Origin of the sequence: Rheinheimera aquimaris (assembly GCF_020531985.1) — a bacterium.
In the GTDB taxonomy this organism is placed as follows: Bacteria; Pseudomonadota; Gammaproteobacteria; order Enterobacterales; family Alteromonadaceae; genus Alishewanella; species Alishewanella aquimaris.
In genome coordinates this window covers 208704-230557 of record NZ_JAJAVQ010000003.1, presented here as the reverse complement: position 1 = coordinate 230557, position 21854 = coordinate 208704, and the positions used below count along the sequence as shown (strand labels likewise).

Genomic DNA, 21854 nt, shown 5'->3' with positions numbered 1-21854 from the left:
CAAGCAACCTTTGGTAGCAAATGGTCTGGGTTGATTTTGCCATTCTGGCAATCATAGCGTTATCAGCTGTTATCAGCCTGGTGCGTGGTTTTGTTAAAGAGGCGATATCGCTGGCGGTCTGGATCCTGGCATTTTTTATCGCCAGCCAATATTACCCGCATCTGGCAGGTTTATTTACTTCTATGCAGGATGAAACCCTGCGCAACGCATCCGCTATCGCGATTTTGTTTATCTGTAGCCTGGTTCTGGGCGCTCTGATTAATTTTGTTGTTGGTAAGCTGGTGCAATCTACCGGCTTGTCTGGTACTGACCGCTTGTTAGGGCTGGTGTTCGGCGCGTTGCGCGGTGTGCTGGTTGTTAGCGCTATTCTGTTCTTTATGGATGCTTTTACGCCGGCTGCATCAGCAGACTGGTGGCAAAGCTCTGTGTTGGTCCCTGAATTTGGTTTTATCATTGAATGGTTCTTCGAGTACTTGCAGAACCATTCCAGTTTTATGCAAAAGCCTTAACGCTGGCGAGGAAAAATCCATGTGTGGTATTGTTGGTATTGTTGGGAAATATCCGGTTAATCAAGCACTTTATGATGGTTTAACAGTGCTACAGCATCGCGGTCAGGATGCTGCCGGTATTGTTACCGTTGATAACAACACCCTGCGTCTACGTAAAGCTAACGGACTGGTAAAAGACGTATTTGAAGCGCGTCATATGCAGCGTCTGGCAGGTAATATTGGTATTGGTCACGTGCGTTATCCTACGGCGGGATCGTCCAGCACGGCTGAAGCTCAACCTTTTTATGTTAACAGCCCTTTTGGTATTGCACTGGCACACAATGGCAACCTGACAAACTCGCATGTGTTAAAGGAAGATATTTTTCGCGTGGCCAGGCGTCATGTGAACACGACATCTGATTCAGAAGTATTGCTAAACGTGCTGGCGCATGAGCTGCATAACAGCGGTGTTATGGAGCTGCAGGCGGAACATATTTTCCGTGCCGTTGCGAATGTTCATCGTAAAGTAAAAGGTGGCTATGCGGTTGTAGCCCTGATAATAGGCCATGGTTTACTGGCATTTCGTGACCCTAATGGTATCCGTCCGTTGGTGATGGGCAAGCGTGAGACAGAGCTTGGCACCGAGTATATGGTGGCGTCGGAAAGCGTAGCGCTGGATACGGACGGCTTTACCGTACTGCGTGATGTGTCGCCGGGAGAGGCGGTATACATTACCGAGCAGGGTGAGTTACACAGCTTTCAGTGTGCGGAAAATCCAAGCTATACGCCCTGTATTTTTGAATATGTGTATTTTGCCCGCCCGGATTCTACTATTGATAATATTTCGGTCTACGCTTCGCGCGTAGCGATGGGCACTATGCTTGGTCAAAAGATTAAACGCGAATGGGCGCATCTGGATATCGATGTGGTGATCCCTATTCCTGAAACCAGCAATGATGCGGCACTGCAAATCGCAACTGAGCTTGGTCTGCCTTATCGGCAAGGCTATGTGAAGAACCGTTACATTGGCCGTACCTTCATTATGCCGGGGCAGGAAGCGCGCAAAAAATCTGTAAAGCGTAAACTCAACGCCATTAAGCAAGAGTTTAAAGATAAGAATGTACTACTGGTCGATGACTCTATTGTGCGCGGTACAACGTCTAAGCAGATCATCGACATGGCGCGTGAAGCCGGGGCGAAAAAAGTATACTTTGCCTCAGCAGCGCCTGAGATACGGTTCCCCAATGTTTACGGAATCGATATGCCATCTGCTAACGAGCTAATTGCGCACGGCCATGATGTTGAAAGTATTTGTGACATTATCGGCGCCGATGGCTTAATTTTTCAGTCATTACCGGATCTGATTGAAGCGGTTCGGCTGGCGAATCCAGAGATAAAACGCTTTGAAACATCCGTGTTTGATGGTAACTACGTGACCAACGATATCGACCAGGATTACCTGAACCTGCTTGATCAGATGCGTAGCGATGATGCCAAAGCCAAGCTTGGTGCCGCGATGGCTACCAACCTGGAAACTTATAACGAAGGTTAATAAATGCGAGAAGGGAGCTAAGGCTCCCTTTTTACTATCACAGTTTTTAATGAGTGAACATTGGGCCGAAACCTGAGCTCCATAAAATCGCGGTTGCAGTCAGAATGCACACCAGCAGCACCAAGCCACAAGTGACAACAGAGCTAGCATAAATAAAGCCACGTTCTTCCGGTATATGCATCAGAATGGGTACGCCGACATAGAGTAAATACACAGAGTACGCCAGGCCTACTAGCCCAACCGTCATAACCACCCACAACTCTGGATACAAACCAGCAAAACCCACCATAAACAGAGGTGTAGAGGTATAAGCCGCCAGCTCCAGTGTTTGTGTGTAGGTAGGTTCTGCACCGAATGTATGTGCCATCCAGTGGGCCAGTAATGCCAGTGCGAACACGCCACCAATTAACGCAACATACATAGCGGCAGACATCATTACAGCACTGTCGTGTGTTAATAAAATGCGCTCACCGGCACCTATACTCCAGCCCAGATAGACCGCAGAATAGTAAGCGCAGACTGACGGTATCAGTGCTACCAGTAGTATATGAATTAAGCTATAACGAAAACTTTCATGTCTTGCATCTATCGTATGCCATTCTTCTTTCGGATGTGCATACAGTCCCCATAAGTGATTCAATATCATAATTATTATCCTTGTCACTACGTCTGAACTACCCGGCTACTTTATGTCACCGTTGTATCAGTTATGACCAATAGAATGAGCTTCGTCAAGCTGTTGTTGAAAATTTGACCATGACAAGGTGCGTTGGTTGTTACTTGGTGGCGGCGACCCTATCCGCTATAATGCGCGGCATCTTTTTTTGCGGACTAGCAGATGTTAAGTACAGAGATCCAACGGCTAATTGAGCCGGTGCAGCAGTTTTTGCACTGCGTCACCCCAGACAGTTGGCTGGAACAGGCAGTAAAACCTGAGAACTTGTCAGTGCTTTTGCATGATCATCTGATTTGTGAGCTCAAAGCAGCGCAGTCTGCTATGTATCTTATTCGCCGCTACGCAGTAGATGAGCAAAGTAGCGAAGCGTTACTGCAGTGGCTGAAACCCTACGAAGACTTCACTTATCGTCAGCAAGGTGACTGGCGCGAGCTGGCTGCCCTGAGCTTAAAAAAGTCGATGTTGCCTAAAGCCAGCTCTCAGTATGCGCAGGATTTGATTGATAAAATGGTGCTACTGATTAAAGAAGAGTTGCATCACTTTTATCAGGTACTGGAAATTATGCAACAACATGGCATTGAGTATCAGAAGATCACCTCCAGTCGTTATGCTAAAGGTATGTTTCGGCATGTCCGTACTTTCGAACCGGCTGCGATGATAGATAAGCTGATCTGTGGTGCTTATATTGAGGCGCGCTCCTGTGAACGTTTTGCTTGTCTGGCGCCACTGCTGCCCGCGACCATTGCCGATTTTTATATTTCGTTGCTACGCTCTGAAGCCCGGCATTATCAGGACTATCTGGCTCTGGCACAACAGATTGCAGGTGATGATATCAGTGAACGTATTCGCTTCTTTGGTACCGTAGAGGCGGAGCTTATTCTCACAGCGGATACCGATTTCAAGTTTCATAGCGGTGCCCCTGTTAGTAATGATACTTTTGCATTACTGAGTACTACAGGATAATACAGTATTCGGCGACAATTACTTTATTACGGCCGCTATGTTTAGCCTGGTACAGAGCCGCATCTGCGTCAGCATAAAGTTGTTCGAAACTGGTCTTGTCTCTGGCCAGCGCTATGCCAATTGATAGCGTGATATTTAGCTCCCTTCCATCGATAAAGAATGCTTCGTGTGCAATTAATTGCCTTAACCGTTCAGCTACTTCTTCTGCTGTTTCCCTGTTAGTTTGAGATAGAAAGACGCCAAATTCTTCTCCGCCAATACGGCCGAAAATGTCATATTCGCGCAGCGTACGTTTCACCAGCGCAGCAAGCTGACGCAACACAGCATCGCCGGCCTGATGACCATAGGTATCATTGATCGTTTTAAAGTGGTCGATATCCAGCAGAAAAAACGCCATCGCACACAGTTGCCGGCTACAACGGGTTATTTCGGATTGCACTGACGCGACAAAGCTGCGGCGATTAGCGATTTGAGTCAGTTCATCTGTCAGTGCTAAATCTGTCAGGCGGCGGGCATGTTCATTTAAGTGCTGCTCCATTATTTTTTGTTTGGTGATGTCTTTGGTTTGTAACAGCATTTCACCGTCAGGCATCGTTTGCTCAGAGAATAAAAACCAGCGGCCATCAACTAAATCCACTTCAAATAATCTGAAATCACGTGACCGACGCAGCTGTTGCACACGGTTTAGCCAGGCGTCTATGTTATCTGCATCAATCCGCGGGCCCTTACTGGTATGAAAAGCGTTACGCATAATGTCGCTGAAGTATTGGCCGATTAGTTTAGACTCTTCTACGAAAAAAACGTCCATAAATGCTCGGTTAGCACACAATAGTCTGTCATCAGCGGTGAGAATGGCATAGCCATCACGACTAACATCAGCAAATGCGGCTAATTTTTCTGCATAGTATTTAAATGAGTTTTTCATACAACAAAATCTGACAGATAACAGTGCTATAGTGCTAAGCATAGTGGAGTTCTGCTGGGTTTTTTGGAAAAAATTGCAGGAGTTTCAATGCTACAGCAACAAAGCAGTTGGCGCTGGTTAGCGATATTAGTGATAGCGTTGGTGTGTCAGGCGTGCAGCCAGGGGAAATACATATACTGGCGGCAGGCAGCACCTGCACAAACGGAAGCTATCAATGGGTTTCTCGCATATCAGTATATTGCGTTGGAGCGGGTAGCTGACAGTGCTATTGCAGATTACTGCCTGCAACTGACCTCACAGCAGACTTCCGGCTATCAGCTATTTTTGTTGCAGATAAGCTGCGCTGAGCGCTGGTTGGCACAAGAGCTGACGTCCGAGCAGCAGCAACAGGCTATTGCCTACTATAACCGGGCATTGATGCCCTTAGCTCGGGCGGCAGTAGCTAAAACAGATACCCGTGCGTTGAACCTGGTGTTAAAACTGCAGCTGGACGCTGATGAACATGGCTTAGCTTTTGAGCAGCTGTTTATCAGCGCAGATCTTAATGCTTATGACCCATTCATTCAGCGCCAGCAAGGTAATGGTGTCGGTATCAGTGTTGTTGGACAGCGCGCGAACAGCAAAACCGAGCTGGATCGTTACTATCCACCAGAGGGCATTTTCCGGCCACTAACGTTACTTCCGGTGGCGCTCGACTTCTCTGATCCGGTATTACCGGTTCTGACACTGCGTGCAGTGCTGCCAGAAGTAAACGACGGTTCACGCACTGGCTGGACATTTGGCAGCAATCACTACGCTTTGAATTACGACCCGGCCGCTGCGTATTTATGTCTTGTTGAAGTGGCAGTTGTCGACACGTTGGAACAGTCTGGGCTATTTAACGCAGACAAAGTCGAAGATAAACTTGGTATTTATGCTATTGAGCCATTGCAGCGGGATAAGATACCTATATTGATGATCCACGGCCTGAACTCAAGCCCGCTGATCTGGCGGCGGTTAAGCTGGGCTATTTTGTCCAATCCAAAACTGGCTGCCCGTTATCAGGTGTGGCACGCCTTTTATCCGTCAGGCCCGCCGCCATTTTTTAATGCCATGCGGTTAAGGCAGCGCACTGATGAGTTGTTAAAACATATTTCACCTGATATGCGGGCGCTGGCAGCAAATAATATGGTGCTGGTAGGACACAGTATGGGCGGTATTATCAGTAAAACCTATGTACAAAGCAGCGGCAGCGAGCTTTGGGATCGGACTTTTTATAAAACGCCATCAGAGTTACCGGTAGACGATGCAACACGCCAGACTTTGCAGGATATTTTTATTTTTAATGCCAAACCTTATGTAAAAACAGCGATATTTATTGATACGCCGCATCGGGGGGCTGATACCGCTGATAGTTGGGTCGGCCGGTTGGCGTCAGCGCTGATTACATTGCCAACAGCCATTAAAAAAGTGTTTGGTCATATGTGGCTGGCATTAACCAGAGAAGATATTAAACCAGCTATGCGAAGCTATATGCGCGGTAGCGGCCCTAACAGTGTAGATGTACTGTCGCCACGGCATCCTCTTACCCAGGCGTTGAATGAGCTTGCGTTCAGTGTGCCGGTGTATTCGGTTATCGGCAATGCAAAATTAGCCCAATGTACGGTGCTTAAAAATTGCGAGCTGCAAAATGATACGGTTGTGCCTTATTCCAGTGCTCATCTGGCGCTGGCAAAAGAGGAGCTGGTTGTGCAGTCTGCGCATAATTCCTATCAGTCTGAACAGGCGATCCAGTTTATCACCGGTATTTTATTCCGCAGCGCTAATGCTGATACTCCCTGATGATCACCATATAACTCTTTTTAACCACGTGTTGTCCTATAGGTTGATAAATTTTTGAACAATAAATGGTTGCGCAATCATTTTGCTTTGTGTGACAATGCGCCGCAATAAAGTAGTGCATTGCTTGCTGTCTTTATGCTTCGCATGCCGCTTTTAGTGATCAGGCTTTCTGGTTGCGCAAACATAATAAGTCATTAAGAGATGGCAGCATAATGCCAGCACATTTCAGACAACGGGAAGGACAGACAACAGTGCCTATATTCAAATTTAAAAAAAGCTTTCTTTATACCAGCATGGCTATTCTGGCCGCCGGTGGTGTTAATGCTCAGACCAGCGAAGCAGGTAGCGAAAATACTCGGGCTATCGAGGTTATCCAGGTCAGTGCGACCAAGCGTGTAACCACTATCAGGGAAACGCCATTGGCGGTAACGGCGTTCGATCAGAATGCGCTTGATGATAACCATGTTTTGCAACTGGACGACTTACAGGGCATCGTGCCCAGCCTGCATATAGCTCAGAACGGTACGCAGAATACGCCTATGGTGTATGTACGCGGTATTGGTTCATCTGATCAAACTGAAAGTGGTGACCCGGCGGTTGCGTTTCATGTTGATGGTATTTACTCCGCCCGGTCTCAGGGTGCCTCTGCGCTGATGTTTGACCTTGAAGGCGCTGAAATTCTGCGCGGACCGCAGGGCACCTTGTTTGGCCGCAATGCCACCGGCGGTGTTGTTAATTTACACACCGCCAAACCTAAACTGGATTACTTCGAAGCCAATGCTGAAATCACCATTGGTAATTACGACCGCCGCGCTACCCGCGCCATGGTAAACCTGCCACTGAGTGAGACGTTTGCTATTCGTGTTGCGGCGGCGATGGATAAGTCTGAAGGTTATGTTGATATGGCGCCGGGTTCTGCCATGGGTGATAAATATGGCGCAACAGATTTGTCAGCCACACGTATCAGTGCGTTCTGGCAGCCAGCCGACAACTTTGACTGGTTTTTATCTTATGAGAATTTTAATGATCAGGGTACAGGTCAAATTCCGACAATAACAGGTGGTTCATCGCGGTCTGCTTATATTCAGGAGCCGGGTTTCAACGATTTTGTTATTGATAGTTTCCGCACCCGTATGAATTACAATTTCGATAGCGGTATAACACTGTCTTACATCGGTGGTTACACTGATTCTTCCCGTGAGTCAGTGTGGGACAGAAGCTGGAGCCCGGATAAGTACGAGTGGGGCGGCTGTGTGGAATGTACCCATGAAGCGACCCAGCATGAACTGCAAATTAAGAACGAAGACAGTGCGCGGCTGCAGTGGATGGTGGGGTATTTTTACTTCAAAGAGAACAACAGCACGCACTTTGACATAGTACACCCGGACGTAGACTACGAAGGTGGCAACACGCCTAACCCTAATCTGTGGTCAACCTACCGTCAGCCGGATCGCGGTTTAAAATCAAACAGTATCTATGCACAAAGTACTTATAAGGTAACGGATGAGTTTCGTTTGAGCGTAGGGCTGCGTTATACCGAAGATGAGCGCTGGGATAGAGGCGGACGCAATATTATGTGCCCTGATGTAAAACGCACTGAAAATCTGCCGCTTAACAGTGACTATGTTGGTTTGCTGGATCCGGATGGTTTATTAAACGGCCTGGCACCAAACAAGTTTTTGGTACAGCCAGGGCAGTGCTGGGTAGATACCTACAACGATACCAGCCCAAGCTGGGATAAGACGACAGGTATGGCGCGCCTGGAGTGGGATTTTACCCCTGATGTGATGTTGTATGCCTCTTATGCGACTGGCTTTAAATCAGGTACTATTCAGGATGGAAACCGCTACACAGGTGAAGGCCCGTTCACCCAGGCTGATCTGGATGCCATTATTGCTGCCAACAATAATGAAACGGCTGGTACCAATGCCTATGTAGCGCCGGAAGAAAACACCAGTATTGAACTGGGCTTAAAAGGTAGCTTCCTTGACAATACACTGCAACTGTTCGCGGCACTTTTCACCACCGAGTATACCGACTTACAGGTAACCAGTAATGTACTGACCGAAACCGGCGCTGATTTACTGCGTAAAACGAATGCTGGTAAAGCCACAATTAACGGTCTGGAACTAGAAGCTAAATGGTTGGTTGGTCAAAACGGCGAACTAAGCGGGTCTATGTCTTACCTTGATGCGAAGTATGATGAGTTTTTCACCACAGACTCAAGCTACGGTGCTGATGGTATTGCCTTTAACCCGTCGGCTGGCAATCCGGCATTGCCAAACCTACTCGATTTTAGCGGTAACCATCTGGTGCAGGCGCCTGAGTTTAGTTTGTCACTTAATTACGCGCACTTCTTCGAGCTGAGTAACGGTGCAACGTTAAAACCAAAGGTTCGGATGAGCTACTCATCAGAGATCTGGTTTGATCCGGCAAACCGTGGCGATCGGCCAGAAGGGTTCCGTGGTTTACCTTATGCAGCTGATATCGACAGACAGGATGCATATGCGAAGTGGGACGCCAGCCTGACATATGAGCCGTCAGAAGGTAACTGGAGTCTGGAAGCTTTTGTTAACAATATTACTGATGAAGAAATTAAGAGTGATCAGGGCCGCTGGAACAGCAACCCGGTACCGAACTATATGTGGCAGGCTCCACGTACGTTAGGTATGCGGTTAAAAGTGCGGTTTGACTAACACTTACTAAAAAAAGCCCTGCACTGCAGGGCTTTTTCCTATCGGCTAAATACAGGTTTCAGGTCGAGCGTCTGGCAATAATTTGATAACCAACATCAATTGGCGCGATTGATTTTCGTGGCTTACCTGCTGCCGCCAGCAACATTTCTACTGCCTGTTTACCCATATCAAAGCGGGCCGACGCGACAGAGGTAATTGACGGGTTTACCAAAGAAGAAGATTCCAGATCGTTAAAACCGCAGATAGCGATATCGCCGGGTACAGCCAGGTTCATCTTCTGCGCTTCAAATAAGGCACCGAGTGCTAAGTCATCATTGCAGCAAAATACGGCATCGCACTTACCGGCAGACTCTGCAATCAATGCTTGCAGTAACTGGCCCCCCAACCGTGCGGACGAGGGTTGGGTGGTGGTTTGCACAAAACTCTGACAAGGTTGTGGCCAGTCAGCCAGCGCCTGCCTGAAGCCGGCCAGACGCTGCTGGGTGCGGGGATCCATTCTGGCACCAATAAACCCTGGCGTGCGGTAACCACGTTGCAGCAGGTGTTTCGTCATATCATAGCCGGCATGAAAATGGGAAAAGCCGATATTCATATCTATTGGCTGATCTGTCAGCTCCATCAGTTGTACCACCGGAATATCGGCCCGCTCAAGTAATTTACGAGCGTAGTCGGTCTGGGCAGCACCGGTCAGAATAATGCCCTCCGGTGATTGTCCCAGCAGCGTTGCGATCAGCTTTTCTTCTTCCAGTGGTGAATAGTGGCAGTCGCCCAAAACAACCTGCAAGTTGTTTGGCCTGGCCGTCTGGTAAATGCCCTGCAGCACTTCATTAAACACAATGTTAGACAGCGACGGAATGATCACGGCAATAACACCCGAACGTGAGGATGCCAGTGCACTGGCCGCATGATTACGAATATAGCCGGTCTCCCGTACTGCCTGCTCTACCTTATTACGCAACTTATCAGACACTTTTGTTGGGTCTGTCAGCACTCTTGACACCGTAATGGCGCTTACGCCGGCAACTTTGGCAACATCTTTTAAATTAGGTTTTCTGCTCATAGCGTGATCTTATTTTTTCCACAAACAATACTGTATTGTGCCATTTCAGTCAAAATGGTTGCGCAATCATTTTTCGTCAATTAAGCTAACAGTCTTTGTAAATATAACTGGAGCAACATAGCACGATGCCTGTCACGCCTTTAGCGCAGCAATGCCGGACTATTATCATTATGGGAGTGGCCGGCAGTGGTAAATCTACCATCGCCAGTTTACTGTCTGACACGCTTGGCTATGTTTATCTGGAAGGCGATGATTTTCACAGTCCAGAAGCCAAAGCCATGATGGCTGCGGGTATTCCTTTGACTGACGCGCTGCGTGAAAGCTGGATAGACAGACTATGCCAGCAGTTAGCATTGTGCGCCGGGCAAAAGAAAAGTTGTGTGCTCAGTTATTCCGGTTTGATAGCCCGCCAGCGCCAGCGCATACGCACAGCCGGCAGCCCGGCGCAGTTTTTCTATTTACACGGTGAAGAAAGCTTGCTTTTACAACGGCTAAGCGCCAGGCAGAATCATTTTATGCCTGCCACTATGCTGCGCAGCCAGCTTGATACCATGCAAAGCCCGCAGCACGAAACAGATGTGCACTATATCGATATCGCGCAAACCACTGAGCAAATTCTGGCAATTATTTGCCAGCAGCTAGGCTGATGTTAATGTGGTAGCGATATCATTCTTAGCATTGCAGACTGGCTATCGCCATTAATCTAATAACGATAAAAGAGACAGACAGGGTGAATAAACACAACACAGCTGCAACGGGCAGTATCAGTTTTCGTGAAAAGGTCGCTTACGGTGTCGGTGATATCGGCTTTAACTTTTACTGGGCAAATATCTCGGCATTTTTACTGATTTTCTATACCGATGTATTTGGCATCTCAGCGGCGGCTGCCGGCACTATGATGCTGGTGACAAAAATTGTCGACGCTTTTACCGACCCCATGATGGGCGCCATCGCCGACAGAACAAAAAGCCGCTTTGGTAAGTTCAGGCCTTATATTTTATGGCTGGCATTACCGATGGCGGCAGCGGGGGTACTGACTTACAGCACACCTGATATCAGCGAGGGCGGTAAGCTTATTTGGGCTTATGCCACTTATACGCTGATGATGCTGATATACACGGCCATTAATATTCCTTATTCAGCGCTGTCGGGCGTGATGACGGCTGACAGCCAGCAGCGCACTACGCTTATCAGCTTTCGTTTTATCGGTGGCTTTACCGGCGGTATTCTGGTGACGTACCTGACACCCAAACTTGTGCCATGGTTAGGGCAGGGCGACGACGTGCTGGGCTGGCAATTAACTATGGCGATTTTTGGCATAGCAGCGGCGCTGATGTTTCTGGCGACATTCTGGTTTACCCGAGAACGTATCAAACCAATTAATCAAATCCCAGAGTCTGCCTGGCGTGACATTGCTGATTTAAAAGACAACAAGCCCTGGCTGGTGCTATTTGCGTTGGCACTGATCATTATGATTTGTATCACCATGCGTGCAGGCAGCGGTGTGTATTATTTTAAGTACTTTGTACAGCGACCGGAGCTGGTTGGCGAATTTTTGTCCTCTTATATGTTTGCCTTAGCACTCGGTGCCGCCTGCACACCGCTAATGACCCGCTTTATTGATAAAAAACGCCTGATGATTTTGTTGATGAGCCTGACCGGCGTGCTGTCAATCAGCTTGTATTTTGTACCGGCGCAGCAGGTAGGCCTTATCTTCGCGATTAATCTGGCGATTGGCTTTGTGCTTGGGCCCAAATCACCACTGGCGTTTTCGATGTATGCCGACACGGCTGATTATAACGAATGGCGCACCGGCCGGCGGGCAACGGCAATGACATTCTCAGCGGCCACATTCTCACAAAAGCTTGGTGGTGCCATTGCCTCGGCCGCGATTGGTTGGTTGCTGGCGCTGCTGGGGTATGTTGCAAACGAGCAACAAAGTGCGGCTTCTCAGGATGGCATAGTGTTGCTGATCTCGGTTATCCCGGGCGTTATCGCGCTGTTATCTGCTTTTGTTATGCGGTTTTACAGCCTGAATAACCAGCAGCTGGCCAAAATTCAGTACGAGCTTGCCGAACGCAAAGCGGCGGCAGCTAAATTGTAATACAGCACAACAAGCACGCAGTGACATTTAAGGAGTCTGCGCACTATGTCTTTTGAAACACATGCTGCAGTTATGCAGCCAAACGGTGACCGTTACGAACTGCTCAGCCCGGTGAAAATGCCGCAGGCTGCAGCGTTTTTATGGAACAAATACATGATGATCCAGATGAATTGCCGCGGTTATGCTACTGCGCAGTTTATGCAGCCTGAGCCGGCCAAGTACGCTCATGCGCCGAATCTGGAAGCAAAAACCTTTATGCAGCCGGAGCAGCCTTATTACGCACATCATCCCGGCCGCTTTGTATACATTAAAGATGAGCAGAGCAATGACATTTTCTCTGTGCCGTATGAACCGGTGCGTAACAAGGCTGATAGCTTTGTGTTTTCTGCCGGTAAAAGTGATATCAGCTGGCATTTACAGCAACAGGGGTTAAAAGTAACGTGGCAACTGTGTTTAAGCCCGGACGAGCCGCACGAGCTGTGGCAGCTTGTTGTAACTAACCTGAGTTCCACGCCGCGTCAGCTTAGTATCTATCCCTATTTCCCGGTGGGCTATATGTCGTGGATGAATCAGTCTGCGCGCTTTGAGCCACAGCTGAACGCCATTGTTTGCTCATCTGTTACGCCTTATCAGAAGTATCCAGATTACTTTAAAAACAAGCTGTTGAAGGATAAAACCTTTTTGCTGGCAGAACGGCAGCCTGATAGCTGGCAGTGTGCACAGCAGCCGTTTGAAGGCGAGGGTGGCCTGCATGCGCCCGATGCATTGCAACAGCCTGAGCTGAGTAAAGATGATGCCTTATATGAAACGCCGGCCTGTGTGATGCAATACCGTTTGCAGTTGGCTCCTGGGGCTGAGCAGCGTTATCGCTTTGTGTTCGGCCCTGCATTGGTTGAAGCAGAAATCGCTGCGGCCCGGCAGCGGTACTTTTCAGTAGCAGATGGTTTTAATCAGGCGCAGCAACAATACGCTGATTATGTTGCACAGGGCCAAGGCTGCCTGCAAATTACCACGCCGGATAAAGCACTGGATAACTTTGTTAATCACTGGCTGCCACGGCAGGTGTATTACCATGGTGACGTCAACCGTTTGACCACAGATCCGCAAACCCGGAATTATCTGCAGGATAATATGGGCATGAGCTATGTGCGGCCACAAGCCTTTCGTACTGCCTTGCTGACTGCGCTGGCACAGCAGCACCGCAGCGGCGAAATGCCTGATGGTATTCTGTTACACCCGGATGCTGAGCTGAAATATATTAATCAGGTGCCGCATACTGATCAGTGTGTCTGGTTGCCGGTATGCCTCAGTGCTTATCTGGCCGAGACCAATGACTATGCTGTGCTACAGCAAAAGGTCGCATTTTCAGACAGTGACGAGCCGTTGACTGTATTTGAACATCTTTGTCTGGCGATGGGCTGGTTACTGCATAAGCGTGATGAGCGTGGCCTGAGTTATATCGAACAGGGCGACTGGTGCGACCCGATGAATATGGTTGGTTACAAAGGTAAAGGCGTGTCGGGCTGGCTGTCACTGGCTGCTGCCTACGCGCTTAACTGTTGGGCGGATATTTGCCAGCAGTTAGGTCAGTACGAACATGCGGCACAATATCGCGCTGAAGCAAATAATTTTAACCAGGCAGTTAACCGCCATCTGTGGGACGGTAGCTGGTATGGTCGTGGTATTACCGATGACAATGTGGTGTTTGGTATCAGCAAAGATGTTGAAGGCCGTATATACCTGAACCCGCAAAGCTGGGCGATGTTAAGCGGTGCAGCCAGTCCGGAGCAGCTTAGCGTAATGCTGAGTGAAATTGACGCTCAGCTGATGACGCCTTTTGGTGTGCAGATGCTGGCGCCGGCTTATACCGCCATGCGCGACGATGTCGGACGCGTGACGCAAAAACATCCGGGTTCGGCCGAGAACGGCTCGGTGTACAACCATGCTGCCGCGTTTTACCTGTTTGCGCTTTATCAGGTCGCGCAACCCGACCGCGCCTATCAGGTGCTGCGTCAGATGCTGCCGGGTGATGATGCCACAGATTATCTGCAGCGTGGCCAGCTACCGGTGTACATTCCGAATTACTACCGTGGCGCCTGGCAGCAACTGCCGCGCACGGCGGGCCGCTCCAGCCAGCTATTCAACACCGGCACAGTACACTGGGTTTACCGCTGTCTGATCGAAGGCTTATTTGGTGTTAAAGGCTGTCCGCAGGGGCTGCAATTTAACCCGCAACTGCCGTCACACTGGCCTGGCGTTAAGCTGGAGCGGGCGTTTCGTGGCGCGCACTTTTCTATCAACATCAGGCGTCAGGCAGACCTGACAGCCGCTCAGCTTATCGTTAACGGTGAAACACAGGCTGATATGGTGTTTAGCAATATTATGCCCGGGCAACGTTACCAGGTTAACGTACTGCTGCCAGCATAGGGAGGATATCAATGATACGCATAGGCTTACTTGGGGCATCTCGTATTGCCGATAAAGCTATCTTTCAGGTGCTGCCACTGCTTAACGGTTTTACCGTGCAGGCGGTTGCGGCGTCGAATAAAGCGAAAGCGCAAGCTTATGCTGATATTTACCCCATAAATCATGTCGCAGAGAATTATCAGGCGTTGGTAGCGCGTGATGATATCGATGTGATTTATAACGCTTTGCCGCCATCTGAACATGCTCACTGGACCATTCAGGCGCTGCAACATGGTAAGCATGTATTGTGCGAAAAGCCTTTTGCAATGGATGCAACTGAGGCTGGTAATATGGTGCAAGCCGCTGAGGTCTCGGGTAAATTGCTACTGGAAGCGTTTCATTACCGTTTTCATCCATTGTTTGTTGAAGTGCTGACACTGGTGCAATCCGGTGTCATTGGCCCGCTTTTACATTTGCGCGGCAACTTCTCCGTGCGGATCCCATACTTTGCCGGTTCGTTACGGCATGAGGCCGCACTGGGCGGCGGTGCCATGATGGATCTTGGGTGTTATCCGCTGCATTGGGTTCGCACCGTAATGGGCAGCGAGCCTGTCGTGCAAAGTGCTGGGTGTATCCGCAGCGTAACCGCAGAGGGTGGTGCGCAGATAGACGTAACGATGCAGGCCCGGCTGAAATTTGATAATGCTGTAGTCGCCGATATCGGTTGCAGCATGGCGGAGCATTTAAGCCGCATGCCCGACACCAGCCTGGTGCTGGAAGGGCAAAATGGACAGATAGAGGTTAGTGGCTTAATCACGCCGCATCTGGCAAATAATATCAAACTGACAACAGCCGATACTGAGCGCCAGTACAGCGTACCCGGACACAGCACCTACTATTATCAGCTATTGCACCTGCGGGACTGCCTGCTGGGTAATGCCATGCCTCTAACCGGCGGTAAGGATGCTATTAATAATATGCAGTTGCTTGACCAGATTTATCAGCAGGCGGGGTTGCTAAGCCGCGGGTTATGCCGCCAGCAAAGGGGCCGGCAATAGCAAAACGATGTGCTGGTTTTAGCTATGCGCTATATCAAACATTGCACAGCTTATCTGCGGTGCTTATAGTAGCAACACCGCCAGTCCGGACTTGTCTGCATGGACCATTTGTTAGCCATTAAAGTGTTTTGTCGCGTTGTTGAAGCTGGGACCTTTAGCCGTGCTGCTGATTTACTGGATATTCCCAAATCGACAGTCACTAAGCTGGTGCAGGAGCTGGAAGCGCATCTGCAGCTGAAGTTACTGCACCGCACAACGCGGCGGGTCACCGTAACAATGGAAGGTGCTGCTTATTATGAAAAGACAAATAAGCTGCTACATGAGCTTGAAGATATTGAAAGTAACATCAGTAATGAGCAACGTACGCCGCGGGGCAGGCTGAAAGTCGATATGGCGTCTGCCATAGCCAACTTTATTTTGCTGCCGGCTTTGCCTGCTTTTATACAGCAGTATCCCGAGATCCAGCTGGAGCTGGGGGTAAGTGATACTAATATCGATTTACTGACCGACAACGTAGATTGTGTTATTCGCGGCGGTGAACTCAGCGATACCTCGCTGATTGCCAAACGTATCGCTGAGTTGAAGTTTGTTACCTGTGCAGCACCGCATTACCTGCAGCAACATAGTACTCCGCAAACACCGGATGAGCTTGGCGCCAAACATCGCATTATTTATTACCGCTCGCGTAAAACAAACCGTGTGATGCCGCTGCGTTTTAGCAATAAACAACAATCGATGGAAATTCAGCAGCAGGGCAGCCAGCTATCGGTCAACGACAGTACGGCGCAGCTCACCGCTACGCTGAGCGGTTTGGGGGTGAGCCAGCTGCCACTTTTTATGGCGCAACCTTATATCGACAATGGTCAGCTACAACTGATCATGACTGACTGGCAACGTGCAGCGTTTCCGCTATACCTGATTTATCCGCAAGAACGCCACCTGAGTGGTCGTTTACGCGCATTTGCTAACTGGGTTATGGACGTTTTTCAGCCACATCGTCCTTACTAAATCCTATCTTCATAAAAACGTCATATGTTATGCCAAAACATTATTCACCACTGTGAATAATGTTGTCTGGATTTTGGTATTTATCTAATTTGTACCGATCGGTATATTACTTGTCATTCAGTGGTAATGCCCTTTGCAGGGGTAAAGTGATAGGTAACGATGATGAAAAAATGGCTTATATCCTTAGTGTTCATATCCGGATTGTTTAGCATGCCTCAAGTGATGGCTGACAGCCGGATGGAGCAGATCTCACAGCTTTCTATTGAGTATTTAAAAGGCGAGGGCCGTGTAAATGGCTTAAGGCTTGGCTACAGACCGTTAGAATTTCATTTCACCACTTTACCGGTCATCGGTGATGCCAATATGTACATCGAAGCCAGTACCAACTTTTGGCAGTATGGCCAGCCGTCGCAGTACCAGACTAACGTGGCACTGGCAGTGTCGCCGGTATTAAAAAAGCAGTTTGCCAATTGGTACGGCAAACCGGTGTTTTGGGAGTTCGGTATAGGGGTTAGCATGCTGACCAAACGCGAATTCGCCGGTAAAGATCTAGGCTCTCACTTTCAGTTTGAAGACCGCTTAGGCTTGTTGTTTGGCCTTGATCAGAAAAACAGCAAAATGCTTGCCGTGCGTTACATGCACTATTCAAATGCCGGTTTGTCCAGCCGTAACCCTGGCATGGATTTTCTTAATATTGCCTATTCCTGGCGGTTTTAGTCCGCCAGGTTGGCAAAATGTAGCTGCCAGTTTTCTGCACTGACAGTCAGGTAGCTACTTTGCGTATACCAGTCACCCAGCACATAACGCTCGCCAGCAGCGCCATTGACATTAACCTGATGCACCGCTGGCCTGTGAGTATGGCCGTGGATCAGCTTAAGCACGCCAGCAGCAGCCATTACACGGGGCACTTCGTCTGGCGTAACATCCATGATCTGGGGCTGTGCTTGCTGCTTATACTGCTGTTTATGCTTAGCACTGCGGGCTCTGGCTCTGCGGGCCAGGCGCTGGCGATACCATAACGGCATCTTCAGCATCAGCCACTGCCACCAGGGTTGGTCCCACCATTTACGGAATTTCTGGTACGCGATGTCCAGCGTACACAGGCTGTCGCCGTGCATAATCAGCGTCGGCGTGCCGTAAAGATCGATAACCTTAGAAGGGGGCAGCAACGTCATACCGCAGCGGTCAGCGTATGCTTTACGCAGGAAGAAATCACGGTTGCCATGAATAAAGTACAGCGCAACGCCTTGGTTACTCAGCACTTTTAAAGCATCAGCAACTTCAGCCAGTAAAGGCTCGGGGTTATCATCGCCTATCCAGACCTCGAATAAATCTCCGAGAATATACAGCGCTTGTGCAGATATGGCCTTTTCACTGAGAAAGCGTAAAAAAGCCTGAGTAATATCGGGCCGATCTGCAGCCAGGTGCAGATCGGCAATAAACAGCGTATGCGGTTTTGACATTAACAGGCAGGCTTAAGCGTGCAGCTCGGCTTTTTCAATAATTACTGGCTTAACAGGCACATCGCTATGGCCCTGTGCGCGGCCAGTGGCGACTTTTTTAATAGTATCAATTACGTCCATGCCTTCTGTTACTTCACCAAATACGCAGTAACCCCAGCCAGAGCCGGTTTCAGAGCTGAAGTTTAAAAAGTCGTTATCTGCTACGTTGATAAAAAACTGGCAGGTCGCTGAGTGCGGGTCGTTGGTGCGGGCCATGGCAATAGTACCTTTTTTATTAGGTACTTTATTGTTCGCTTCGTTTTTAATTGGCGTTTTGGTCTCTTTTTGTTCCATATCAGGTGTAAAACCACCGCCCTGGATCATAAAACCATCGATAACACGGTGAAAAATAGTGTTATCAAAAAAGCCATCTTTTACATAGCTGACGAAGTTCTCAACGGTTACCGGGGCTTTATCGGCAAACAAGTTAAGTTTAATTACGCCATAGTTGGTATGTAAGCTAATCATTATCTGTAATCCTTACTCTTAACTCTTCATTTAAAGTGGCGCTATTCTAGCGCAGCAGCGCCAAATCATAAAGCAAGGATAGCGGTGTAAAAATACCGGTGATACACTAACGCGCTTTCGCAACATCAGGAATAGACGGCCACAGCGGCCATTTTCGGGGACGCCATGTTACAGATATTTAATACCTTAAGCAGAAAAAAAGAACAGTTCACACCAATAGTGCCGGGTAAAGCCGGGCTTTATGTCTGCGGTATTACAATTTATGACTACTGTCACGTTGGCCATGCCCGGACTTATGTTGCCTTTGATGTCATTAACCGTTATTTGCGCTTTTCGGGGTACGACGTAACCTACGTGCGTAACATTACCGACGTTGATGACAAAATTATCAAAAGAGCGGCAGAAAATAATGAAAGCTGCGATGCACTGACTGAACGCTTTACCAAAGCGATGCATGCCGATTTTGATGCCCTCGGCCTGATGCCTGCTGATATTGAGCCGCGGGTTACTACACATATGGCCGAGATCATTCAGCTGATAGAAGCGCTGATAGCAAAAGGTTATGCCTATGTCGCTGCCGATGGCGATGTACTGTTTGATGTCAGTAAATATGATGCCTACGGTGAGCTTAGCCAGCAAAACCTGGAGATGCTTAAATCCGGTGCCCGGGTAGAAGTGGCCGACAACAAAGATGACCCGCTGGATTTCGTGCTGTGGAAAAGCACTAAGCCGGGCGAGCCGTTCTGGCAGTCGCCATGGGGCAATGGCCGCCCTGGCTGGCACATTGAATGTTCAGCAATGAGCGCAAAACACTTAGGCGAGCATTTTGATATTCACGGTGGCGGTTCAGATTTACAGTTTCCGCATCATGAAAACGAAATTGCGCAGTCAACCTGCGCGCATGGCCATAAATATGTCAATACCTGGATCCATACCGGTATGGTGCAGGTTGATAAAGAGAAAATGTCTAAGTCTTTAGGCAACTTCTTTACGGTCAAAGACGTGCTGGCACAGTACAACGCTGAAGCGGTGCGTTACTTTCTGCTTTCAAGCCATTACCGTAGTCAGCTGAACTATTCGGCAGAAAACCTGGAGCAGGCGCATGCCGCCTTAGGCCGGCTTTATACCGCGCTGCGTAACGTTACACCGTCGACTGACATCGACATGCAAAGCGATTATATTGCCCGTTTTAAAGCGGCGATGGATGATGACTTCAACACACCGGAAGCCTTACCGGTACTGTTTGAACTGGCCCGCGAAGTAAACCGCTTTAAAGAAACTGAGTCTGCCAAAGCAGCAGAACTTGCAGGCATACTGAAATTACTCGCCGGTGTGCTGGGGATGCTGCAGGGCGATGCTGAGCAGTTCTTGCAATCCGGTGCGTCAGATGACGACGTAGCTGAAATAGAAGCGCTGATCGCTAAGCGCAACACCGCCCGTGCCAACAAAGACTGGGCAGCAGCAGACGCCGCCCGCGATGCGTTAACGGCCAAAGGTATTATCGTAGAAGATAAAAATGGTGTAACCAGCTGGCGCAAAGGCTGAGTAAACAACCGTGATAAAAAAAACCGCCTATTGGCGGTTTTTTTTATGGCACTTAGCCAAATCAGTATTTATCGTGATACAGCTCACAAGCTTCCAGCGTATTTTCTATTAAACTGGCCACTGTCATCGGGCCTACGCCGCCCGGTACCGGTGTAATATAGCGCGCATGTTTTATGGCGGCCGCGTATTCGACATCGCCGACCAGCTTGCCGCTATCCAGCCGGTTAATGCCGACATCGATAACCAGTGCGCCTGGTTTTACCCAGTCACCGGGAATAAACTCCGGCCGGCCGACGGCAACAACCAGCAAATCTGCGCGGCGCACCTGCGCTTCCAGGTTTTTAGTAAACTTGTGGCATACCGTAGTGGTGCAACCTGCCAGCAGTAACTCCAATGCCATGGGGCGGCCAACAATGTTAGAAGCACCTACTACAACAGCATCCATGCCCTTGACGTTAACGCCCGTGCTTTGCAGCAGCGTCATTATGCCTTTAGGTGTGCAGGAACGCAGTGCTGGCATACGCTGAGCCAGGCGGCCAATATTGTAAGGATGAAAACCATCGACATCTTTATGCGGCGTGATGCGTTCTAAAATAGCAGACGAGTCCAACCCAGCCGGTAATGGCAGCTGCACCAGAATACCGTCGACAGTATCGTCATTGTTTAGTTTATCAATCAGTTCAATCAGCTGCTGTTCAGTGGTATCGGACGGTAGATCGTATGAAACCGAATGAAAGCCGACTTCCTCACAGGCTTTACGCTTACTGCTTACGTAGACCTGAGAAGCGGGGTCTAACCCTACCAATACCACCGCCAGGCCGGGGGCGCGTCTGCCTGCTGCAATACGGGCGCGAACCTGAGCGGCGACTTTATCTTTTGTTGCTTGAGCAACAGCTTTGCCATCTATAATCTGTGCGGTCATCTGCTTACATCTCTGCCATATTTTTACTGCCGGCTATTTTCGCACAGCTATAGTCTGAACACCATCCTGCGCCAGTTCTGAGGCAATAGGTTCAAATAATAGGCAATCAGTTGATAACTGCAAAAAAAGGTTTGACGCTATAGCGCCCCGGCTGTAATATTCCGCCCCGTTGCAGCAGTGCAGCGAAGTCGGTGATTGGCGCAGCTTGGTAGCGCACTTGGTTTGGGTCCAAGGGGTCGCAGGTTCAAATCCTGCATCACCGACCATTAGTTTACAGCTTGGTAGGGCTTTCGATTGTGCGCCCGTAGCTCAGTTGGATAGAGCAACGGCCTTCTAAGCCGTGGGTCATAGGTTCGAATCCTATCGGGCGCGCCATAACAAGCGCAAGACAGTTTCAGTGGTGGTTGTAGCTCAGTTGGTAGAGCCCCGGATTGTGATTCCGGTTGTCGTGGGTTCGAGCCCCATCATCCACCCCATCTTATTTATATCTAGTCGGTGATTGGCGCAGCTTGGTAGCGCACTTGGTTTGGGTCCAAGGGGTCGCAGGTTCAAATCCTGCATCACCGACCATCTCATTACTACAAATACTCTCTTCTGCTTTGAAGCACTCAGCTGCTGTATGCGAAAAACAAAGTTGTTCCCTTTTCTTTAAACCTTAAT

The 21854-nt window shown here is 49.0% G+C and carries 18 protein-coding genes and 4 tRNA genes; 16 read left to right on the top strand and 6 right to left on the bottom strand.

What is annotated here, in order from left to right; translation table 11 throughout:
• Nucleotides 1-20: 20 nt before the first annotated feature.
• Together LHL18_RS10165 and purF are read left to right on the top strand one after the other, a co-directional pair.
• A complete protein-coding gene (locus tag LHL18_RS10165; RefSeq protein ID WP_134056267.1) occupies nt 21-509 on the top strand; it encodes a CvpA family protein in 489 nt (162 codons plus the stop codon).
• A 19-nt stretch (nt 510-528) separates the two neighbouring features.
• Entirely contained in the window at nt 529-2040 is a 1512-nt protein-coding gene (purF, locus tag LHL18_RS10160) for an amidophosphoribosyltransferase (RefSeq protein ID WP_134056265.1), read from the top strand.
• A 46-nt stretch (nt 2041-2086) separates the two neighbouring features.
• Here the strand turns inward: purF and LHL18_RS10155 are convergent, their stop codons facing one another.
• Entirely contained in the window at nt 2087-2686 is a 600-nt protein-coding gene (locus LHL18_RS10155) for a Yip1 family protein (RefSeq protein ID WP_134056263.1), read from the bottom strand.
• Nucleotides 2687-2878: 192 nt separating this feature from the next.
• Between LHL18_RS10155 and miaE the strand changes: the two genes are divergently transcribed.
• Entirely contained in the window at nt 2879-3679 is an 801-nt protein-coding gene (gene miaE / locus LHL18_RS10150; RefSeq protein WP_226767002.1) for a tRNA isopentenyl-2-thiomethyl-A-37 hydroxylase MiaE, read from the top strand.
• Here the strand turns inward: miaE and LHL18_RS10145 are convergent.
• Nucleotides 3669-4604 carry a GGDEF domain-containing protein gene (locus LHL18_RS10145; RefSeq protein WP_134056261.1) on the bottom strand — a complete coding sequence of 312 codons (936 nt, stop codon included), beginning with the start codon at nt 4602-4604 and terminating at the stop codon, nt 3669-3671. The two genes, miaE and LHL18_RS10145, sit on opposite strands and share 11 nt — an antisense overlap.
• 87 nt (nt 4605-4691) lie before the next feature.
• On the opposite strand from LHL18_RS10145, the gene LHL18_RS10140 reads away from it, so the two are divergent.
• Both LHL18_RS10140 and LHL18_RS10135 read left to right on the top strand, forming a co-directional pair.
• Nucleotides 4692-6425, top strand: a complete 1734-nt coding sequence (locus tag LHL18_RS10140; protein ID WP_226767001.1) for an esterase/lipase family protein — start codon at nt 4692-4694, stop codon at nt 6423-6425.
• A gap of 251 nt (nt 6426-6676) precedes the next feature.
• Nucleotides 6677-9121 carry a TonB-dependent receptor gene (locus tag LHL18_RS10135; protein ID WP_226767000.1) on the top strand — a complete coding sequence of 815 codons (2445 nt, stop codon included), beginning with the start codon at nt 6677-6679 and terminating at the stop codon, nt 9119-9121.
• A gap of 58 nt (nt 9122-9179) precedes the next feature.
• Here the strand turns inward: LHL18_RS10135 and LHL18_RS10130 are convergent, their stop codons facing one another.
• Nucleotides 9180-10181 (bottom strand): LacI family DNA-binding transcriptional regulator, encoded by a 1002-nt coding sequence (locus LHL18_RS10130; protein ID WP_134056255.1) that lies wholly within the window; start codon nt 10179-10181, stop codon nt 9180-9182.
• Nucleotides 10182-10306: 125 nt separating this feature from the next.
• On the opposite strand from LHL18_RS10130, the gene LHL18_RS10125 reads away from it, so the two are divergent.
• The 6 genes from LHL18_RS10125 (at nt 10307) to LHL18_RS10100 (ending at nt 17474) form a co-directional block, all read left to right on the top strand.
• Nucleotides 10307-10828, top strand: a complete 522-nt coding sequence (locus tag LHL18_RS10125; protein WP_134056253.1) for a gluconokinase — start codon at nt 10307-10309, stop codon at nt 10826-10828.
• 83 nt (nt 10829-10911) lie between these two features.
• Complete coding sequence (locus tag LHL18_RS10120) at nt 10912-12285, top strand: MFS transporter (RefSeq protein ID WP_226766999.1); 1374 nt, start codon at nt 10912-10914, stop codon at nt 12283-12285.
• 45 nt (nt 12286-12330) lie between these two features.
• A complete protein-coding gene (locus LHL18_RS10115) occupies nt 12331-14712 on the top strand; it encodes a GH36-type glycosyl hydrolase domain-containing protein (protein WP_226766998.1) in 2382 nt (793 codons plus the stop codon).
• 11 nt (nt 14713-14723) lie between these two features.
• Complete coding sequence (locus LHL18_RS10110) at nt 14724-15749, top strand: Gfo/Idh/MocA family protein (RefSeq protein WP_226766997.1); 1026 nt, start codon at nt 14724-14726, stop codon at nt 15747-15749.
• A gap of 99 nt (nt 15750-15848) precedes the next feature.
• A complete protein-coding gene (locus LHL18_RS10105) occupies nt 15849-16757 on the top strand; it encodes a LysR family transcriptional regulator (protein WP_226766996.1) in 909 nt (302 codons plus the stop codon).
• A gap of 210 nt (nt 16758-16967) precedes the next feature.
• Nucleotides 16968-17474, top strand: coding sequence for an acyloxyacyl hydrolase (locus LHL18_RS10100; protein WP_226766995.1), 507 nt, complete (start codon nt 16968-16970; stop codon nt 17472-17474).
• Here the strand turns inward: LHL18_RS10100 and LHL18_RS10095 are convergent.
• Both LHL18_RS10095 and LHL18_RS10090 read right to left on the bottom strand, forming a co-directional pair.
• A complete protein-coding gene (locus LHL18_RS10095) occupies nt 17471-18220 on the bottom strand; it encodes a UDP-2,3-diacylglucosamine diphosphatase (RefSeq protein ID WP_226766994.1) in 750 nt (249 codons plus the stop codon). The two genes, LHL18_RS10100 and LHL18_RS10095, sit on opposite strands and share 4 nt — an antisense overlap.
• A gap of 12 nt (nt 18221-18232) precedes the next feature.
• Nucleotides 18233-18727: a peptidylprolyl isomerase gene (locus tag LHL18_RS10090; RefSeq protein WP_226766993.1), complete on the bottom strand. Its 495-nt coding sequence runs from the start codon at nt 18725-18727 to the stop codon at nt 18233-18235.
• Between the two features lie 165 nt (nt 18728-18892).
• Here LHL18_RS10090 and cysS point away from each other — a divergent pair, with 165 nt between their 5' ends.
• Entirely contained in the window at nt 18893-20272 is a 1380-nt protein-coding gene (gene cysS / locus LHL18_RS10085; RefSeq protein WP_226766992.1) for a cysteine--tRNA ligase, read from the top strand.
• 61 nt (nt 20273-20333) lie between these two features.
• On the opposite strand, the gene folD is transcribed toward cysS, so the two are convergent.
• Nucleotides 20334-21194 (bottom strand): bifunctional methylenetetrahydrofolate dehydrogenase/methenyltetrahydrofolate cyclohydrolase FolD, encoded by an 861-nt coding sequence (folD, locus tag LHL18_RS10080; protein WP_226766991.1) that lies wholly within the window; start codon nt 21192-21194, stop codon nt 20334-20336.
• A 189-nt stretch (nt 21195-21383) separates the two neighbouring features.
• On the opposite strand from folD, the gene LHL18_RS10075 reads away from it, so the two are divergent.
• From LHL18_RS10075 to LHL18_RS10060, 4 genes are all read left to right on the top strand, one after another.
• Nucleotides 21384-21460, top strand: a tRNA-Pro gene (locus LHL18_RS10075).
• A gap of 32 nt (nt 21461-21492) precedes the next feature.
• Nucleotides 21493-21569: transfer RNA gene (locus tag LHL18_RS10070), tRNA-Arg, on the top strand.
• A 25-nt stretch (nt 21570-21594) separates the two neighbouring features.
• A tRNA-His gene (locus LHL18_RS10065) sits at nt 21595-21670 on the top strand.
• A 17-nt stretch (nt 21671-21687) separates the two neighbouring features.
• A tRNA-Pro gene (locus tag LHL18_RS10060) sits at nt 21688-21764 on the top strand.
• Nucleotides 21765-21854 lie beyond the last annotated feature (90 nt).

Bases quoted from the DNA above. Each gene is read 5' to 3' on its own strand.
- folD (WP_226766991.1), bottom strand. From the start codon at position 21,194: ATGACCGCACAGATTATAGATGGCAAAGCTGTTGCTCAAGCAACAAAA.
- purF (WP_134056265.1), top strand. From the start codon at position 529: ATGTGTGGTATTGTTGGTATTGTTGGGAAATATCCGGTTAATCAAGCA.
- LHL18_RS10165 (WP_134056267.1), top strand. From the start codon at position 21: ATGGTCTGGGTTGATTTTGCCATTCTGGCAATCATAGCGTTATCAGCT.
- LHL18_RS10095 (WP_226766994.1), bottom strand. From the start codon at position 18,220: ATGTCAAAACCGCATACGCTGTTTATTGCCGATCTGCACCTGGCTGCA.
- LHL18_RS10155 (WP_134056263.1), bottom strand. From the start codon at position 2,686: ATGATATTGAATCACTTATGGGGACTGTATGCACATCCGAAAGAAGAA.
- LHL18_RS10130 (WP_134056255.1), bottom strand. From the start codon at position 10,181: ATGAGCAGAAAACCTAATTTAAAAGATGTTGCCAAAGTTGCCGGCGTA.
- LHL18_RS10100 (WP_226766995.1), top strand. From the start codon at position 16,968: ATGCCTCAAGTGATGGCTGACAGCCGGATGGAGCAGATCTCACAGCTT.
- LHL18_RS10115 (WP_226766998.1), top strand. From the start codon at position 12,331: ATGTCTTTTGAAACACATGCTGCAGTTATGCAGCCAAACGGTGACCGT.
- cysS (WP_226766992.1), top strand. From the start codon at position 18,893: ATGTTACAGATATTTAATACCTTAAGCAGAAAAAAAGAACAGTTCACA.
- miaE (WP_226767002.1), top strand. From the start codon at position 2,879: ATGTTAAGTACAGAGATCCAACGGCTAATTGAGCCGGTGCAGCAGTTT.
- LHL18_RS10110 (WP_226766997.1), top strand. From the start codon at position 14,724: ATGATACGCATAGGCTTACTTGGGGCATCTCGTATTGCCGATAAAGCT.
- LHL18_RS10125 (WP_134056253.1), top strand. From the start codon at position 10,307: ATGCCTGTCACGCCTTTAGCGCAGCAATGCCGGACTATTATCATTATG.
- LHL18_RS10090 (WP_226766993.1), bottom strand. From the start codon at position 18,727: ATGATTAGCTTACATACCAACTATGGCGTAATTAAACTTAACTTGTTT.
- LHL18_RS10105 (WP_226766996.1), top strand. From the start codon at position 15,849: ATGGACCATTTGTTAGCCATTAAAGTGTTTTGTCGCGTTGTTGAAGCT.
- LHL18_RS10145 (WP_134056261.1), bottom strand. From the start codon at position 4,604: ATGAAAAACTCATTTAAATACTATGCAGAAAAATTAGCCGCATTTGCT.
- LHL18_RS10140 (WP_226767001.1), top strand. From the start codon at position 4,692: ATGCTACAGCAACAAAGCAGTTGGCGCTGGTTAGCGATATTAGTGATA.